14 protein-coding genes are annotated in these 17,351 nt (G+C 43.9%); 2 read left to right on the top strand and 12 right to left on the bottom strand.

Going from position 1 to position 17,351, the window contains the following annotated elements; all coding sequences use genetic code 11:
* Positions 1–418: 418 nt before the first annotated feature.
* The 8 genes from G8O23_RS14950 to mfd form a co-directional block, all read right to left on the bottom strand.
* A complete protein-coding gene (locus G8O23_RS14950) occupies positions 419–2,530 on the bottom strand; it encodes a SurA N-terminal domain-containing protein (RefSeq protein WP_166366288.1) in 2,112 nt (703 codons plus the stop codon).
* Positions 2,531–2,655: 125 nt separating this feature from the next.
* Positions 2,656–3,924, bottom strand: coding sequence for a hemolysin family protein (locus G8O23_RS14945; protein ID WP_166366287.1), 1,269 nt, complete (start codon positions 3,922–3,924; stop codon positions 2,656–2,658).
* 11 nt (positions 3,925–3,935) lie between these two features.
* On the bottom strand, positions 3,936–4,130 hold the full coding sequence (locus G8O23_RS14940) for a hypothetical protein (RefSeq protein ID WP_166366286.1): 195 nt from the start codon (positions 4,128–4,130) through the stop codon (positions 3,936–3,938).
* A gap of 60 nt (positions 4,131–4,190) precedes the next feature.
* Positions 4,191–4,751 carry an LPS export ABC transporter periplasmic protein LptC gene (gene lptC, locus G8O23_RS14935; protein ID WP_317169012.1) on the bottom strand — a complete coding sequence of 187 codons (561 nt, stop codon included), beginning with the start codon at positions 4,749–4,751 and terminating at the stop codon, positions 4,191–4,193.
* Between the two features lie 28 nt (positions 4,752–4,779).
* Complete coding sequence (locus G8O23_RS14930) at positions 4,780–6,111, bottom strand: tetratricopeptide repeat protein (RefSeq protein ID WP_166366282.1); 1,332 nt, start codon at positions 6,109–6,111, stop codon at positions 4,780–4,782.
* 34 nt (positions 6,112–6,145) lie between these two features.
* A complete protein-coding gene (locus tag G8O23_RS14925) occupies positions 6,146–7,420 on the bottom strand; it encodes a hypothetical protein (RefSeq protein ID WP_166366280.1) in 1,275 nt (424 codons plus the stop codon).
* Positions 7,407–8,162 carry a type III pantothenate kinase gene (locus G8O23_RS14920; RefSeq protein ID WP_166366278.1) on the bottom strand — a complete coding sequence of 252 codons (756 nt, stop codon included), beginning with the start codon at positions 8,160–8,162 and terminating at the stop codon, positions 7,407–7,409. Before G8O23_RS14920 ends, G8O23_RS14925 begins: the two co-directional genes overlap by 14 nt.
* 27 nt (positions 8,163–8,189) lie before the next feature.
* A complete protein-coding gene (mfd, locus tag G8O23_RS14915; RefSeq protein ID WP_166366276.1) occupies positions 8,190–11,537 on the bottom strand; it encodes a transcription-repair coupling factor in 3,348 nt (1,115 codons plus the stop codon).
* 197 nt (positions 11,538–11,734) lie between these two features.
* On the opposite strand from mfd, the gene G8O23_RS14910 reads away from it, so the two are divergent.
* Complete coding sequence (locus G8O23_RS14910; protein WP_166366274.1) at positions 11,735–12,568, top strand: 1-acyl-sn-glycerol-3-phosphate acyltransferase; 834 nt, start codon at positions 11,735–11,737, stop codon at positions 12,566–12,568.
* Positions 12,569–12,624: 56 nt separating this feature from the next.
* Positions 12,625–13,560, top strand: a complete 936-nt coding sequence (locus tag G8O23_RS14905) for a GNAT family N-acetyltransferase (RefSeq protein WP_166366273.1) — start codon at positions 12,625–12,627, stop codon at positions 13,558–13,560.
* A 66-nt stretch (positions 13,561–13,626) separates the two neighbouring features.
* On the opposite strand, the gene G8O23_RS14900 is transcribed toward G8O23_RS14905, so the two are convergent.
* The 4 genes from G8O23_RS14900 to G8O23_RS14885 form a co-directional block, all read right to left on the bottom strand.
* On the bottom strand, positions 13,627–14,121 hold the full coding sequence (locus tag G8O23_RS14900) for a hypothetical protein (protein WP_166366271.1): 495 nt from the start codon (positions 14,119–14,121) through the stop codon (positions 13,627–13,629).
* A gap of 110 nt (positions 14,122–14,231) precedes the next feature.
* Positions 14,232–16,130 (bottom strand): amidophosphoribosyltransferase, encoded by a 1,899-nt coding sequence (locus tag G8O23_RS14895; protein ID WP_166366269.1) that lies wholly within the window; start codon positions 16,128–16,130, stop codon positions 14,232–14,234.
* Between the two features lie 167 nt (positions 16,131–16,297).
* Positions 16,298–16,777 carry an SPOR domain-containing protein gene (locus G8O23_RS14890; RefSeq protein ID WP_166366267.1) on the bottom strand — a complete coding sequence of 160 codons (480 nt, stop codon included), beginning with the start codon at positions 16,775–16,777 and terminating at the stop codon, positions 16,298–16,300.
* Between the two features lie 80 nt (positions 16,778–16,857).
* Complete coding sequence (locus tag G8O23_RS14885) at positions 16,858–17,337, bottom strand: LEA type 2 family protein (RefSeq protein ID WP_166366246.1); 480 nt, start codon at positions 17,335–17,337, stop codon at positions 16,858–16,860.
* Positions 17,338–17,351: the final 14 nt, after the last annotated feature.

Genomic DNA, 17,351 nt, shown 5'->3' with positions numbered 1-17,351 from the left:
AAAGTGCCTAGAGTTTTAAATGCCTAAAGAGTGTGGTTGCGTCTTTAATACATTAGAAAGTATAGTTTTATGTGTTTAAATATAAAGCGTTTGCGCCTTTGTGCCCCTGCCTGCTAGCCTGGTAGGCGCTACAAGGGGATGAAACATGCTTAACTTTACGGCAATGGCCGACAGGCAGGTTTGCGTTTAAAATTGAAAGTCGATAGTTAAAAGAAGGAAAAGGAAGTCAGAAGCCAAAGCAGACTGTTCACTATCTTCAAAATTCTGACTTGATCATTATTTAGCCACAACCCCCTAACCTCAATGTAATTTATCCGTTATTATAATTGCTATAAACCTTTTGAAGTGGTAGCACTATATAGCAAAAGAGAGCAGCCAAAATTGGCTGCTCTCTTTTGCTATATAATTTTGGCTTTTACTAGAAAAATCTTGAACGCTTATCTATAATATTGGCATTTTCTTTAATGGCCTCGTATGCTTCACGCACCGAGCGCGACTTGTAAAGATTTAGTAATCGAGTTGCTTCTGCAGATTTGTCAACCTCTTCGATATTGATTGCATTGGTTACCAAGGCGTAAACGCCTGAGTTCCCTTTTATTGGGCCAACAACCTTGCCTTCAGACGCCTGAACAGCAGCAGCAATAACGGCAGGTTCAAAGCCAACCGCGGGAAGCGAGAACGATGAGAAGGTAATCCCTGGTGCTTCCTGAACCTGAAGCGATAATTCAGAGGCAAGGTTATGTATACTATTAGCATTTGCAATAGCACTACTAAATTTGCCCTTAAGCTTCTCAGCCTTTTTCTCCTGTATAAGTTCTGCTCTAATCTCTTGCTCTACTTGTGCCATTGGAGCTACACCCTCTTCGCGAACAGCCTTTAGGGTTGCTACAACAAAGTTATCGCCAAACTCAAATACTGGAGATACTGAGTTTACCTTTTCTCTGTATGCCCAGCGAACCATTTCGCGAGGATTCTCAAGGCCAGCAACGCGCTTATCGAGCTCTCTAAGGTTTGAGGCAAGCCTTTTGCTTAACCGTTGTTCCTGAGCAGCAGCAGTGAACTTCTCGTAGGTATTGTTTATGCCGGCAAACTCGCTAGCTTTCTGGTAGATATTTTGGTAGGTACGTGAACTGGGTATCACATTGCGTTCAAGTAATGCAACCTGAACTTTTTTGGTTAGCCTACCAAGCTCTTGAATTTCGATGATATGGAATCCAAATTGGCTCTCCACAAGAACAATGTCGCCCTTCTTGCCATTGAAACAAGCATCGTTGAAAGGCTTTACCATGGCACCCTCGGGGAACCAGCCAAGATCACCACCCTGAGCGGCTGAGCCTGGATCGTCGGAATATTCTCTTGCTACTTGTGCAAAGCGAGTTCTATTACGTTTTACAACGTTCAGCAAACTATCGGCTTTTTGACTTACCGCATCGTACTCGGCTTGCGACTGAACATTAGTGCTAAGCAGTATGTGGCGAGCTTTAACCGAGTCGGGTAAAAATTCGATGTTAACTAGATTAGCCATTAGGTACGACTCTCCATCGAAGATGGGATCGGTAAATTCACCAACCCTTGCGCTGAAAGCCCACTGGTCAATCTCCTCGTTACTAAGCTCACCTTGCTTGTAGAATCTTTCATTGTAGGGAGTGTCGGAGTTTAGGTTGGTAAACTGTACTGGATCCGAAGCGCTTCTAAACTCGTCCTTTATCTTGTTTATCCATTCCTCAGCAAGCTTATAATCGTCTTGCGATGGGGTGATGGGGAATACAATGTACTCCACGTCCCTTGATGCTTGCTGTTGGAATTTATGCTTGTTGTTTTTGTAGAACTTGCTAACCTCCGAAGCGGAAACTGTAATTAGTGAGTCGGCAACTGAATTGTAGCGTTCAACCACAAACTCCATATCAACGCGAGTGCTGCGGCTAGCTGCCGATTTTTCAGCATGGAAGTTGGTTACATAAAGTCCCTTGCTGATAAGGTTATTGTACTTAGTGAAAAGTCTGTCCCTAATGATAATATCCTCGAGGTAGAGCCAAATGGCGCGCTGAAAGCCCGATGGGTCAGCATCCAAGTTTCTCAGGAACTGGTCAACCATAGCAACATCTACTTCGCCAGTTTGGGGATTTCCAAATTCTTGCCTTATGATGGGGTGTAGGTTACGCCCTTGAACCATATCGAAAAGTTCGCTTGGCGAAACTGCAATGCCAAGGTTTTTGTAGTTTGAGCTCAGCACAAATTCTTGCACCAGCTGGTTCCAAACCTCTTCGCGGATATTCTCCATGGTTTGCTCGTCAAGAGCATTCACCCTGCGCGATACCTTGTTAAGCTCAGCAATGTGATCAACACGCTCCTGGTAGGTTTGGTATGGGATAGATTTCCCAGATATTTCTGCTATTTCAAACTGATTGCGGGAGAATAGCGATCCGCCCGATCCAAAAAGGTCGCCAAGTATAAATGCCAACAGGGCAAGTCCAATTACAACTGCAACAAGCGTTCCAGCGCGATTCCTGAGTTTCTCTAGTGTAGCCATTTAATGTTAATATTAGTTCAGAATTTGCCAAAAATTTAAGGCTACGAATATAGCTATTTTAGTGTATTGCATAAAGAGTTAGCCAACTTTTTCGGGGATTAATTCGAAAAAAGGTGCTAGAGGAGTTAATCGTGCTTGGGGAGGGTCAGATGAATAAGGTCAATTCGGGTTCTGTCCATTTTGGCCACCTTAATGCAGTACTCATCAATTTGGATCTCTTCCTGAGGTTTGGGGATGCTCTGGTGGTTAGATATCACAAAACCGGCAAGGGTATCGTATTCGTCCGATTCGGGTATTTTAAACCTATACTTTTCATTCAGGTAGCTTACTTCAAGTCTTCCTGAGAACAGGTACTCGGTATCGCTAAGCTGCTTCTCAATGAATTCGCTGGAGTCGTGCTCATCGTCAATCTCGCCAAATATCTCCTCAATAATATCCTCTATGGTAACCAGCCCAGCGGTTCCGCCAAATTCATCAACCACAATTGCAATGCTTTTCTGATCCTTTATGAACGAGGTAAGCAGCTTGTGGGCAAGCATGGTTTCGGGCACAAAGTCGAGCTTAATAAGCTTTGCCTTTATGCTTTGTGGTTTTTTGAAAAGATCCTTGGAGTTTAAATACCCAATGATATTGTCGATGCTACCATCGTAAACGGGAATACGGGTGTAACTCGTCTCAATAAACTTCTCTGTGAGTTCTCCTATGCTGCTATGTAACTCAATGGCTTCGATATCGGTTCGGGGTATCATGCAGTCTCTAAGCTTCACCTCCGTAAAGTCAAGGGCATTCTGAAACATTTTGATATCGTGCTCATGCTCCGATTCGTCGCCATCTGTGGGTTGTGCTTCGCCAACAAAGTGGTCGAGGTCAACCTTACCAAATATTCGACGCTCCTCACCCGTTTTTATCTCGTAGCGGAAAACTCGTTTAATTATGCCCAGTGACACCCAGGTAGACACCCTGCTAATGGGGTAGAATACGATGTAGAACAGCAGCATGGGTAGGGCAAAAAAGTTGAGAAAGGCGTTGGGATGAGCCCTAAACAACGATTTGGGTAAAAACTCGGCAGTTACCAGAATTAATGCTGTTGATAGGATGGTTTGCGTAAGCAATATCCCCATATCGCCATGAATATATCTACTTATGGCTGGCTCGAGCACCTGAGCCATACCAATACCATAAACCACCAGCGCAATATTGTTTCCCACCAGCATAGTGGCAATGTATTGGCTAGGGTCTTTTGCAAATATTTGAACTATTCTTGAGGCAAATGTTCCTTGCTTCCTGTCGAGTTCTATCCTAAGCTTGTTGGCAGAAACAAAAGCTATCTCCATACCGGAGAAAAGAGCAGAGAGAAGTATTGATAAACCAATTATAACCGGGTTATAATCCATTTACGCGTTCGCTATTTTTGGTTTGATTCGTTAGATTTTCGTCGGAATCTTCGGAGGAAAAACATCAGTAGTGCTACAACTGCTAAGATGAAGAACATGTAGCTTTGGGCAAAGCCAATTTTTAGGGTTGCGTGAATTGCCAACACAAGGCAAACTGCTGATAGTATTAACCAGATATATTCAAGTACTTTATGAATTGAGTTCATTGCGAGTAGAATTTTCGTTATAAAGATATAGTTTTTTTATGTAAATCAAGTGGGGTTAGCTTACTCCTCATCATCAAGGTATAAAACTCCTGAGATTTTTCGGATTACCCAGTTGTCAAAATTCTCGTCGGAATCGAATCCTTCACCAAATATGATGTCGTCCTCAGAGGTGATTTTCACCATATCATCGGAGTATATTTTTTTGCTTTTCTGATCCCAGTAGAGCTGCTCAGTGTTTAGTATTTGCCCAATCCGGTTTTGAGCTACTACGTCGTAGCGGGCTACCCAAAGCTCTTTCTCCTCATAAAACTTGGCGTAGTTTGCCGTAAGGGTTGATTCAACTTTTAGGGAGTCGTCGTAAATAAAAACGGTAATACCCTTTTCAAATTCGTAGTATGGTTCCTCGGCGTGCTGAAAATACTGGGTTTCGGGGGCTTTTATTCTAAGCTTAGGCTTTCCATTTTCGGTATGAAGTATTTCAAAGTTTTTGGCCGTTAAGCTGGGCACCTGTTCGCGCTCGGCAAGTAGGTTCACCATCTCAATGTCGGTTTTGCACGATACAAGCAAAATAGTCCCTACCAAAGTAGGGACTATAAGCTTTAAGACCTTATGTGAAAACACGTTTTTCAATTCTGTTGATAGCCAAAATTTAGGGGCGTGCTCTAACGGTTGTCGATTCGTTAATCCAGCATCCCACGGTGTATCGCTGATTTGGGTTCAGATCGTGAAAGAAGATATCGCTTTGTGCTGGGAAATACTGGGTGTACACCTCAATTAATCTGTCGCAGTCGTTAGCAACCGAAGGGTCAACCTGCTTTGCCTTGATAAACTTATCTACGGCAGCCCAGTATACGGTTTTCTTCTGGAAATCATCGGAAAAACAGTTCTTTTCATTTGCGTATATATTCCCAATTAGAATGTAAGCATGGCCAATGTTTGGGTTATTCTCAATAGCTTCGAGTGCTAGTGAGCGCGCCTGTTGTGGCTTACCAAACTCGTTGAATACTACACCAGCGTACTCAACTAGGAATTTTGATTTTTGCTCTAGATTTTCTTCAAGTTCAATTGCTTGCTTGTAGTACTGCTCACTGTTCTGGTAATCCCTTTTGGCAACGTATACTCTTGCCAACTCATATGCGCGGTTTGAGGTAGGTTCGAGGGCAAACAGAGCCTTAGCCGTTTTAATGTAAAAACTGGTTTGTTCGCAACGGTTAGCCGATAGTAGGGTGTGAACCTTTTTTACTAGGTCAATGTCGTTGGAGTTGTTATCGATTCTTGGTTCGAAAATTTTCTGAAGACTTTCGCAATCGGCAACATTTGCGGTTGAGAATATTGCATCAACATTTTCCTTTACCTGCAACAATCTACCATCATCAGGATTAGAAACCAGCTGCAAGTCAAGATAATCTGCTATCAGTGCATAGGTTTCAATTACGTCCTCTGCGCTTAGCTTGTTGTTGTCGTACATAGTTTTGGTAAGCACCATGAAGGTATACAGAACAGAGGAAGCTGATCCATCGCCTTCAAGTTCAATCGACTCCTTAAGGTATCCAAATGCCTCTTCGTACCTGTCCGAGTCCATACTAGCTAGATCCATACCCTTCTGACCAAGTAGGGTTCCTCTGCTATCGAAATGCTCGATCCTCATATCGTATATCATCATGAGCGAATCAAGCAGTTCGTTTTTGCGAGCAGGAGTAGCATCTGCATGCCAGGTTTTAATCATCCTAACACCATGTACATATGTGTTTTGCCTTGCCCCTGGACAAATCTCAAGTACCTTTAGCCAGTTTGGTTTTGCTTTGTCGTAGTTACGCTGCTTGTAGTCCTCTCCGTAAAGAGAAAGTGCAACTACACATTCCTTCCGGGCTTCCTCATCAGCACCAAATTTTGGGTCGTTAAGGTATGCTTGTGCCACAGCACTTACGTCAAACATGAGAACCAGTATTGGAAGCAGGCTAAGTTTTAAAATCGTTTTCATCGTTCCTTATTTTAATGATTAACTTAGTAATTCTTTAGTTATACTTTCGTTTCACAAACCAAAAATCGTAGAATGTGAATCCAACATTAACAACTCCGTAGGTTTCTTGTATCAGGTTGTTCGAAAGGGTTCCTTTTCGTCCAATTTCTCCCGAAATGTTGAAGGTTGTATTACTCCTTCGGAATGGTAAACCTACTCCAAAAGTTATGCCATAATCATTTATTTGATTGTCACGCAGTTGAAGGTGGGTCTTGCTGGTATAGAACCCTGCACGGTATGAAATACGCTTAAAGTAAGATCGTAAGTCGTTGGGGTTAGGGGTAATCTGTATACCAATTCTTAGGGTTTCACTTTTGCCAAGCGAATCGCTAACGTTCAGGAATTTGGCCTGGCTCCAATCCTGCACCGAGTAATCAAATCCTGCTAATAAAATGTTCTTGTACCCAAAGGTAAGCCCTCCGGAAAAGTTTTGGGGGAAATCGATAGATCCTTTGTCGAACTCGTGGTAAAGAATAGTGTCTCTAGTTGCTGGATTAGAGATAAATGATATTTGCTGTGCGCTTAAGGCGGTCTCGTTATCGAGGGTTGCTCCCAGTATAAACTTATACTCCTTCTCAGACCCAAGCGAAAACTCGTACTGAGCACCAAAACTAAATGCAATATCCCTAACCACAATGCTATTTAAACGTCTAGTGTTAGTGTAGGGAGTGTAATCGGGGAAAACTATTTCGGTGGTGTGCTCAATGGCTCCAAAGAAGTATGACATATTTGCTCCTAGGGATAGACCTTTTAATGGTTCAATGGCCAACCCAAAGTACGACTGGGTAATTCCACCCTTGCCGTCGTAGTAGTACTTTATGGGGCCAATGGAGCTTAGGAGGTAGGGATCCATCTCAATATCTCTTATTCTGTAACCAACGTTGCTAAATGGTTGGATCCCCATGCTAGCTCCCATCCATTTGGCAAGCGGGAACTGAATGGCAAGGTGATGAAGGTTTACTCCCGAGTTGAAGTTTGCCTGATCGTTAGTGCGGTAGTCAACTCCCATTGCTTCAAGGCCAAAATCGAAGATGAACGACATGGTATCCTGTGCGGTGTAGGAGGCAGGGTTGAGAAAGTTAATGGCTTTTCCACTGCGTAGGCCTTGCGATATTCCTCCTAGAGCCTTGTTGTTTGCATATCCTCGGTTCCTTATCTCGCCAATGCCAAATCGGGAATAGGGAGAATAAGTGGTAAGGCTTTGAGAATAAACGGAAAAGGTTGTGATAAGTAATGTTGCTAGAAGCAGCAGCTTGCTATATGTTCTCATTATAGTTTAGAATTCTGTTAAGTCCAAAAAGCACCAAATTAGGATGCACAAAGATGCTATTTTTTAACTTTTTATCAAAGAAAAATGAATTGCCACCTGTAAAAACAACGTTAAGTGGAGAATATTGCGCGCTTATGCTATCGATATATCGATCCACTTCGCCAAGTACACCATTTAAAACCCCCGAAAGTATTGATGTTTCGGTAGTGTTCCCCACCACAAGTGTGGGTATGTTAAAAGATACTAAAGGAAGCTTAGCCGTGAAATGGTTGAGTGCCTTAAAGCGCATCTCAATTCCGGGCGAAATGGCTCCCCCTAAGTACTGTCCATCAGCGGTCACCAAATCGTAGGTAATTGCTGTGCCGGAGTCGATACAAAGCACGTTGGTGTTGGGATGAAGTGTATTTGCCCCAACTGCTGCCGCTAGCCTATCGGGGCCAAGGGTGTTGGGTGTTTTATAACAGTTCTTTATGGGTAGGGGGGTAGTGTGGTTAAATTGAAGTAGGGGCGTGTGTTGAGCAATAAATTCTGCAATGTATGCAGGAAATTCCCCAACTGCCGAAACTATTGTTTTTTTTATGTGGTGCTCTGTCACCAATCTTTCAATCACCTGTTCACTTAGCCGGCTCACCTTTTCCGAATGTGTTTGCTTGTTGTTGTTAAACACAGCAAGCTTGGTCAATGTGTTCCCCACATCGATTATTAGGTTTGCTTTGTGCTCTTCTTCAGGCTTGCTTGTCAATTGAGTAAAGGTTTTAAGGTGTTCAAATTAGCTGAAACTATCTGATAGCTTATTCAGCATGCTCAAAGCATCGTTCGTGCTGTTAATTCCCTTGGCCATAATAGAGAGTTTCTCGCGCTGCTCTTTCATTTGAAAAGCCTTAGGGTTATGCTGGATATAACCAATTATACCTGCAAAGATAGGTGAACGATAGAAAGGAGAGAGCTGATTTGATATAAAATACCCAACAAGGGCTTTATTTTTTAGCAAAACCTTTTCCATCCCAAGCGATTGCGCAATCCATCTGATTCTAACCACATTTAGCAACTCGGTAACTTGCTCGGGTAGCTGGCCAAACCTATCGGTTAACTTGTGTTCAAAGGCCTCTAGTTCGGATGGTTGTGCAATAGAATCGAGCTCTTTGTAGAGTCGCATTCTCTCGGGAACGCTACCCACGTACCAATCGGGAATTAGGAGTTCCATATCGGTCTCAACATGGCAATCGGTTTTGCTGGCTTGCCAAGCTGGTGCTTTCTCAACACTATCTGGTTTATCATCGGTAAGCAATTGGCTAAACTCTTCCTCCTTAAGCTCCTGCATGGCTTCGTCGAGTATCTTATGGTAGGTTTCGAAACCGATATCAGCAATAAACCCGCTTTGCTCGGCACCAAGCATATTGCCTGCCCCACGGATATCCAAGTCTTGCATGGCGATACTGAAGCCGCTGCCAAGTTCAGAGAATTCCTCGATGGCCTTTAATCGCCTACGTGCTTCGGGGGTTAAGCCTTCGAGTGGAGGGGCGAGTAGGTAGCAGAAAGCTTTCTTGTTTGATCGGCCAACCCTTCCGCGGAGCTGGTGTAGGTCGCTAAGGCCAAACATATGGGCGTTGTTTACAATAATTGTATTGGCATTGGGTATATCGAGCCCCGATTCGATAATTGTGGTTGATATCAGCACATCGTAATCGCCCGAGATGAAGTCGAGCATCGTTTTCTCCAGCTGCTTGGGATCCATCTGCCCGTGGGCAACAATTGATGATACGTTGCTGCATATCTTCGAGATCATCTGCTGAACCTCGCCAATGTTTTGCACTCTGTTATGCACAAAGAATACTTGACCTCCCCGGCTTACCTCGTACTCAATGGCTTCCTTAAGTATTTCGGTGTTAAAAGTATGTAGCTCGGTTGCTATGGGGTGCCTATTGGGGGGTGGGGTATTGATGATCGAAAGATCGCGTGCACCCATCAGCGAAAATTGTAGCGTTCGTGGGATTGGCGTAGCGGTAAGCGTGAGGGTATCAACATTAACCCTAAGCTTTTTTAGCTTCTCCTTGGCAGCCACCCCAAACTTTTGCTCCTCGTCGACAACAATAAGCCCTAAATCCTTAAACTTAATAGCGCTACCAAGCAAAGCATGGGTGCCAATAATTATATCGATTTTGCCCTCGGCAAGGTTTTTAAGAATTTCCTTCTGTGCCTTGGACGATTTCATTCTGCTTATAAACTGCACTTTGCAGGGTAGGTTTGTTAGGCGCTGGCTAAAGGTTTGGTAGTGCTGCAGCGCAAGAATAGTGGTTGGGACTAAAACAGCCACCTGCTTGCTATCGGCAACAGCCTTAAAGGCAGCGCGAACAGCAATTTCTGTTTTTCCAAAGCCCACATCGCCGCATACTAGCCTGTCCATGGGGATATCGCTTTGCATATCCTCCTTTACAGCCAGAGTGGCTTTTTCCTGATCGGGGGTGTCCTCGAAAAGGAATGAGGCCTCTAGCTCCTCCTGCAGATAGCTATCGGGGGAGTAGGCAAAACCCTTCTCGGCCTTTCGCTGGGCATAGAGCGCAATTAGCTCCTTGGCAATATCCTTAACCTTACGCTTGGTGGTTTGCTTTAATTTTTGCCATGCCCCCGATCCCAGCTTGTAAAGCTTAGGTAACTCAGAGTCCTTTCCCCGGTACTTCGAGATACGATGCAAGTTGTGTATATTAACCAGCAGCGTATCACCATCCTTGTATGTCAGTCTAACCGCCTCTTGCACCTTGCCGTTTACATTCGATTTTACTAACCCCCCAAAAACACCTATGCCATGGTCTACGTGTACCACGTAATCGCCAGGATTAAGGCTAAGAAGCTCCTTCATCGACAGGCTGTCGCGCTTGGCCAGCTCATTCTTGAGCTTGTACTTCTGGTACTTGTCGAAAAGCTGATGGTCGGTTAGGAAGCAGGTCTTCAGATCGTGATCGATGAAACCCTGATGCAGTGTAGATGCAATGGGCTGGAAGTGAACCTGAGTGTTGATATTCTCAAAAATATTCTCAAGCCTTTTGTGTTGATTAGGATTTTCGGCCAGGATGTATGTTTGGTAACCCTTTTCGGCGTGCTCAATGATGTGCTGAGCGATAAGTTCAAAGTTTTTTTGAAAGGCAGGTTGAGGTGATATCTCGAAGCTAATGGTAACATTTGGGCTTAGCAATTGCTTTATACCAAACTCTACCAGGCTAAAATCGTTAAGCTGATGGAAAAAGTTTGCCCCCGATCCAAAGCGGTTATCGTCCTTTGCCAGCTCAAACGATTGGTTCATCTGTCCAACTATCACCTCCAAATCGCGAACCCAAATCACAGTGTTTTGGGGTAGCAACTCAGTAAGCATACTGCGTGAGGCAGCGTCGTTGTTGTTTACTTGTAGGTTGGGTATAATGGTAACCGTCTGGTGCTGCTCTTTCGAGAGTTGGTCGTCCACATCGAACGAACGGATGGACTCCACCTCATCGCCAAAAAAATCGATGCGGTAGGGCAATGCAGACGAGAAGGAGAAGATATCGACAATACTTCCCCTTACGGAGAAGTGGCCGGGTTCGTAAACAAACTCAGTCCGTTCAAATCCTATATCCAGTAGGAATTCGATGAGAAACTCCTGCGATATTGCTTCCGATACCGAAAGGCTTATGGTATTCTTGGTGAAATGATCGTTGGTTACTAATTTTTCGGCAAGAGCCTCAGGGTAGGATATAATTATGGGGTTGACCTGCCCACCGGTTGCCAATGTCGGTAGAACCCTTTGCGTGTCGGTTCGCTGAATTAGTGCATCGGGCTGTATTTGACCAAACTGCACAGCCCTTTTGTATGATGATGGGAAGAAGTAGAGCCTGTCGGCAGGCAACAAGTTGGATAGATCCGTAAAGAGGTATGCAGCCTCCTCCTTATCGTTGAGCACAAATAGGTATGGAGATGTTGATTCGGTTGCCAATGCGGATGCAGCAACTGCTGCAGATGAACCGGCAAGTCCCTTTAGCCTAATTCGGCATTTAGGCTCACTATTCAACTCGCTGGCAAGTTTAGCTACAGATGGATGTTTCTGATACTTTTGTATCAGCTCAGAAATTGGAAATTCGCTACGCATTAGGGATTTACTAGTGATGGCGGCAAAGTTATCATGATTTGTGCTTTATTCAAAACGGCATTTGTATAAACTATGCTTACAAAAAAACAGATAACCCTTAGCCGCTAGTAAAATCTAATAATGCGCTGTTAAATGTGCATATTATTAAATAGATTTTTACATTTGTACCCTACTTTTACCTCAAAGATAGAATAAGTATGGCAAGTGATGCATTGGCTAAACCCAAGAAGTTTATTGATGTTGAGCAGGTGATAGCCAGCAAAAGCCCTCGATTGTTAAAGTTCCTACCTGGATTCATCATCAGATATCTTAAGAAGATTATTCATGAGGATGAGCTTAACTGGGGGTTAAACGAGTTTGGCCATAAGCAGGGGGTAGAGTTTATTGATGAGGTGCTTAAATACTTTCAGGTTAGCTACACCGTTGAGGGGCTAGATAATCTGAATGTTGATGAACGATACATCTTTGCATCGAACCATCCACTGGGTGGGTTGGATGGGATGATTCTTATCCATTCCATCAGCAATAAGTTTAGTGACGTTAAGGTTCCCTCCAACGATTTGCTGATGAATATAAAGCAGCTTCAGGATAATTTCATCCCCGTGAACAAGCACGGTAGTCAAACTAGGGAAAATGCACGGATAATGGATGAGACCTATGCTTCAGATACACAAATGTTCATTTTTCCAGCAGGGCTATGCTCACGAAAGCAGGGTGGCAAGATTGAGGACTTGGAGTGGAAAAAGAGTTTTATAGCAAAGGCAACCAAGCATAAGCGTCCGGTGGTACCAGTATTTTTTAGTGGCAGAAACTCCAACTTTTTTTATAATCTTAGCCGAATTCGAACTTTTTTAGGGATCAAGGTAAACCTTGAGATGCTTTATCTTGTTGATGAGATGTTTAAACAGAGGGGGCAAAAACCCCATATCGTAATTGGAGAGCCCATCCCGTATGAAACATTTGATGGGTCGAGGACACCCCAGGAGTGGGCCAAATGGGTTAAAGCAAGAGTTTACGAATTAAGTAAGTAGCCAGCAATTGAGCTTGTATGCTGGAATAAAAGATAGTATGACCAGAAAATTTTATTATGGAACAGATAATTGAGCCGGTAGATAAGAAACTACTGGAGGGTGAGTTGACAAGTGAAAAATTTGTTCGTGAGACGAACAATGGTGGTAATATTCTATACATTGTTACGGCACATGATTCTCCAAATATTATGAGGGAGATTGGTAGGCTAAGGGAGTTAAGTTTTCGCAGTGCAGGAGGGGGAACCGGTAAATCTATTGACATTGATAAGTACGACACGTCGGAGAATCCATACAAGCAGCTTATTGTTTGGGATCCGAAGGACAAGGAGATACTTGGAGGCTATCGTTTCCATATTGTAGATCCCAGCAAGGGCGAGGAGTTCAACCTGTCCACAACTGCACTTTTCAATTTCTCCGAAGACTTTAAGCATGATTACCTACCATACCTTATTGAGTTGGGGCGTTCATTTGTTCAACCTCGGTACCAATCGGCTCAGAGGCGAGAAAAGGGGTTGTATGCGCTCGACAACCTTTGGGATGGACTGGGTGCTCTTGTGGTGCTGTACCCAGGGATAAAGTACTTTTTCGGTAAGGTAACCATGTACACCCAGTACAATCGAGTTGCCCGCGACATATTGCTTTACTTCCTCAGCAAGCATTTTGCCGACCATGATAATTTGGTTACTCCTATCAACCCTATGGAAGTAGATTTAGACAGGAAGGCGATGGAGAAACTATTTGTGGGAAGCGATTACAAGGAGGATTATAAAATTCTCTCGAAAGAGATTCGGAACTTGGGCGAGCATATACCTCCCCTAATCAACTCCTACATGAATATTAGCCCATCGATGAAGGTGTTTGGCACCGTTGTGAACCCATACTTTGGCGATGTTGAGGAGACGGCCATTATGATCACCATTTCCGATATCTACCAGAACAAGGTGGATCGGCACATCCTTTCATTTATCAAAAGAAAGATAACCAGAAGGTAACGGATATATATGACTAAAAATTAACCCCGCTTTTTTAGCGGGGTTAATTCAATATGCAAGTTCTTGTTAGTCAAATTTTTCTCCAAACTCTTTTTCGAAGGCATTTTTTCGAAATTTATCCATATCACTGCCAACCCTTTCGTAGCCTTCGCATTGCTTTGCCTCCTTGTTGGCAAAATCTTGCTCTTGCTTTAGGTATTTCATGAGCGTTGTGCTTCTGAGAACGCCTGAGTTTTTAACCGCATTCATAGTGTTGCTGTACTCATTAACATACTCACAAGCTTGCTGAATGTTTACGCTTTTATAGAAGTAAATATCAACAAGTTTGATAAGTGCGTCGAGCCTCATCTCAAGGTGTTTGCGGGAGTCAACGGAAGCGGGCACTGTATTAACCACAATGGTATATTTCTGTGCAGCCTCTTTGTAGTTGCTCTTTTTGTAGTCGTTTTCTGCAGCGCTAAAGCTTAGGTCTGCAGCACGTAGGGCTCGCTTATCTTGCGCTTGGGTATTGACTGGCAAAAGGAGCGCAAGCGAAAGTAGGGCTAGCATTAGGTTTCTCATAGTTTTATGGATTTAGTGATTGAAATCAAATGTACACAAAACGTTTACAATATTAATGCCAATAGTTTTTAATCACCAGTATTTGGTGTATATACCAATCAACGTGGGGGTTAGTATGCCCTTTGGTTGCGCCCTTCAATAAAATTGATGAACGAGTTGTTTACCACCTTGTTTCCGCCGGGGGTAGGGTAGTTGCCCGTAAAATACCAGTCGCCCTTGTCGTTGGGGCATGCAGCATGAAGCGTTTCGATGGTTTGAAAAACAATTTTAACTTCGGCCTTCATCCCCTTAGGGGTTAATAGCTCGGCAATCTTGTCGGATATCTGATCGGGCGTAAATGGCTTGTATATATCCTTAACGTAGTTTACAACCTCCTCTTTGGGCAGGTTTTGCTGTGCCTTGCAGTTTTTGTACACCCCATTTATTACGCTCTCGTTCCCAGTCTCTTTAAGTAGCGCAATTGCTGCCCTAAAGGCAACAAAGTCGCCCAGCTTGGCCATATCAATTCCGTAGCAGTCGGGGTATCGAATTTGAGGCGATGAGGAAACAACTACAATCCTTTTTGGGTTAAGCCTATCAAGGATTCTAAGTATGCTCTCCCTAAGTGTAGTTCCTCTTACAATGGAGTCGTCGATAACCACAAGATTGTCCTTGCCCTCTTCCAGCGCGCCGTAGGTAACATCGTAAACGTGCCCTACCAAATCGTCGCGACCTGTATCCTGCGATATAAAGGTGCGAAGCTTCACGTCCTTAACAGCTATTTTCTCAACCCTTGGCCGAGCACTTATAATCGATTCAATATCAGCTTCGGTAAGGCTACCGTTCTTCTCCTTAATAATTCTTGATTTCTCCTTAAGCATATACTCTTCAACCCCATGCACCATTCCGTAGAATGCCGTTTCGGCAGTGTTGGGGATGAATGAAAAAACCGTGTTCTCAAGGTCGTAGTCAATTTTTTCAAGGATAACCGGGGTAAGCAATTCGCCCAGCTTTTTGCGTTCTCGGTAGATATCCCTATCGGTACCCCGGGAGAAGTAGATACGTTCGAAGGAGCAAGAACTTCTGGCTTGGGGCACTCTTACCTCCTGCATATCAACTTGGCCGTTGCGCTTTATTATAAGGGCATAGCCAGGCTTAATTTCGTCAACCTCATCGGCCGACACGTTCATAACGGTTTGTATAACGGCTCGTTCCGATGCTGCAACCACAATTTCGTCGTTTGCAAAGTGGTATGCAGGGCGTATGCCCCATGGGTCGCGGCATACAAATGCGTCGCCATGCCCAAGCATTCCGGCCAGGGCATACCCTCCATCAAAGTCTTTGGTTGCCTCCTGCAGTAGCTGTCGGAGGTTAAAATTGTTGGCAATAAGCTCGCTAATCCTTTTGTTGGAGTTTCCCTCGTTCTTGTATTGTCTGAAGAGTTTCTGATTCTCCTCGTCGATAAAATGGCCTAGCTTCTCGAGCACAGTAACGGTGTCGGAGTAATCTTTGGGGTGCTGACCGAGCTCAATAAGCCTTTGGAATAGCTCATCAACATTGGTCATGTTGAAGTTGCCGGCAAGCACAAGGGTGCGCGACTTCCAGTTGTTCTCGCGCATTACTGGGTGCACATAATCGATGGAATTGTTGCCAAAGGTTCCGTAGCGAAGGTGTCCGAGGTAGAGCTCGGCGGCAAAGGGAATATTAACCTTCGACCAAGCGGGATCGTTAATTGAGTCGGGCTGAGCCTTCCACTGGTTTATACCTCCTTGGATAGAGTCAAACACATCGCGAATTGGCGATGACGAGTTGCTCCTGAACCTATCAATGTATCTGTGTCCAGCCTCTAGGTCGAATTTAATGGAGGCTACACCTGCACCATCTTGGCCCCGATTGTGCTGCTTCTCCATGAGTAGGTAAAGCTTTTGTAGGCCGTACATCCATGAGCCATACTTTACCTGGTAGTATTCAAGAGGCTTTAGCAGCCTTATTAGGGCAATTCCACATTCGTGCTTAATCTGATCCGACATAGCTATGCTTTCCTATTTTTAAAAATCAATATGTAGTTTCGGTAAGTTGCATTCTTACAGGTACCAAATAAAATTGGCCGAATCTCCTGTTTGCTTTGCCGATGTAGCTTTGGGAGATTTGGCCATTGTGTCTCATCATTCGTCATTTTGGTTTCGCAGATAAGGTATCAATCAATGCGAGGGAAGTTTATCCACTCGGGGATAATAAATGCTTTAGGGTATTTCCTGCCCAGCTGCTTGAGCACGTGCTGTGCTTCGTCGCGCGTTCTATAGTCGCCTACCGAAACTTTGTAGTAGGGGCTATCGAAGGTTCTGTAGATTGATATCCCTGGGTAGTGTTCCATAAATTCATTCATCACTAACTCCGACTGCTCTCGGGATCTTTGTCCAGTATCAAAGTATATTCTTATTCGAAAGCCCTGCATTCCAGGTCGCGAAGCATTTTGAACGTAGAAGCTATTCAGTAGCTGAGATATCTTGTCGTCGTGCGATATGCTAATGCTCCCCTTATCGGGATGGAACTGCTGAAGCTCGTTTATTATGCCCAGAGGTACCTGAGCGTAAGCCTTAGTTGAACGACCCAAGGCAAGCAGCGTGAGGGATAGAACGATAATTCTAATTTTTTTTAACGCAATGGACACTCTCATACTATTGGCGAAAGATTGTGGTGCAAAGGTAAAACTTTTGATGTATAAATAAAATACTGGAGGTAACCACCAGCAAATAGTTACAGCGATGAAGATATATCCTTAAGCGATTGACGCTCAATTTTAATGGTTTTACGAACAGGGAATGATTTGCCTTTAACTTTTCCTTCCACCTCTAACCTGTCAAGTAGTTTTTCCAACGAACCCGATGAGGCAATGCGAAAGGCATCGGCAATGGTTCGGAGCTCAATTTCGGCGGGTACAGAGTAGGTTTGCCTAGAGCAGGGGATTAGCGTTATGGGTTCAGTTACCCGAAACGAGCCAAGCTCCCGGTTATTGAGCCATGCTTTAAAATCAATTTCAATAACCGAGATTTTACGTGTATTGGGGTTGTCAATTTCAATCTCAAAGCTAAGCAGCACAACATTCTGCTTCAAACCTCGAAACTTCACATCCTTCACTCCCTTTACATTTATATCGTTGTAGTTCCCACAGCTTGCCAGGGCGAATGAAATAAAAAGCAGCGCTGCAATACGCTTGAAAATAGGTGTAATCTTCATAAATATTATCAGTA

The sequence above is a fragment of the Perlabentimonas gracilis genome, from assembly GCF_011174675.1.
GTDB classification, from domain to species: domain Bacteria; phylum Bacteroidota; class Bacteroidia; order Bacteroidales; family Tenuifilaceae; genus Perlabentimonas; species Perlabentimonas gracilis.
This window is presented reverse-complemented; position numbering and strand designations above follow the sequence as displayed.

Bases quoted from the DNA above. Each gene is read 5' to 3' on its own strand.
- G8O23_RS14945 (WP_166366287.1), bottom strand. From the start codon at position 3,924: ATGGATTATAACCCGGTTATAATTGGTTTATCAATACTTCTCTCTGCT.
- G8O23_RS14890 (WP_166366267.1), bottom strand. From the start codon at position 16,777: ATGAGAGTGTCCATTGCGTTAAAAAAAATTAGAATTATCGTTCTATCC.
- G8O23_RS14905 (WP_166366273.1), top strand. From the start codon at position 12,625: ATGGAACAGATAATTGAGCCGGTAGATAAGAAACTACTGGAGGGTGAG.
- G8O23_RS14910 (WP_166366274.1), top strand. From the start codon at position 11,735: ATGGCAAGTGATGCATTGGCTAAACCCAAGAAGTTTATTGATGTTGAG.
- G8O23_RS14895 (WP_166366269.1), bottom strand. From the start codon at position 16,130: ATGTCGGATCAGATTAAGCACGAATGTGGAATTGCCCTAATAAGGCTG.
- G8O23_RS14900 (WP_166366271.1), bottom strand. From the start codon at position 14,121: ATGAGAAACCTAATGCTAGCCCTACTTTCGCTTGCGCTCCTTTTGCCA.
- G8O23_RS14885 (WP_166366246.1), bottom strand. From the start codon at position 17,337: ATGAAGATTACACCTATTTTCAAGCGTATTGCAGCGCTGCTTTTTATT.
- G8O23_RS14950 (WP_166366288.1), bottom strand. From the start codon at position 2,530: ATGGCTACACTAGAGAAACTCAGGAATCGCGCTGGAACGCTTGTTGCA.
- G8O23_RS14940 (WP_166366286.1), bottom strand. From the start codon at position 4,130: ATGAACTCAATTCATAAAGTACTTGAATATATCTGGTTAATACTATCA.
- mfd (WP_166366276.1), bottom strand. From the start codon at position 11,537: ATGCGTAGCGAATTTCCAATTTCTGAGCTGATACAAAAGTATCAGAAA.
- G8O23_RS14925 (WP_166366280.1), bottom strand. From the start codon at position 7,420: ATGAGAACATATAGCAAGCTGCTGCTTCTAGCAACATTACTTATCACA.
- G8O23_RS14930 (WP_166366282.1), bottom strand. From the start codon at position 6,111: ATGAAAACGATTTTAAAACTTAGCCTGCTTCCAATACTGGTTCTCATG.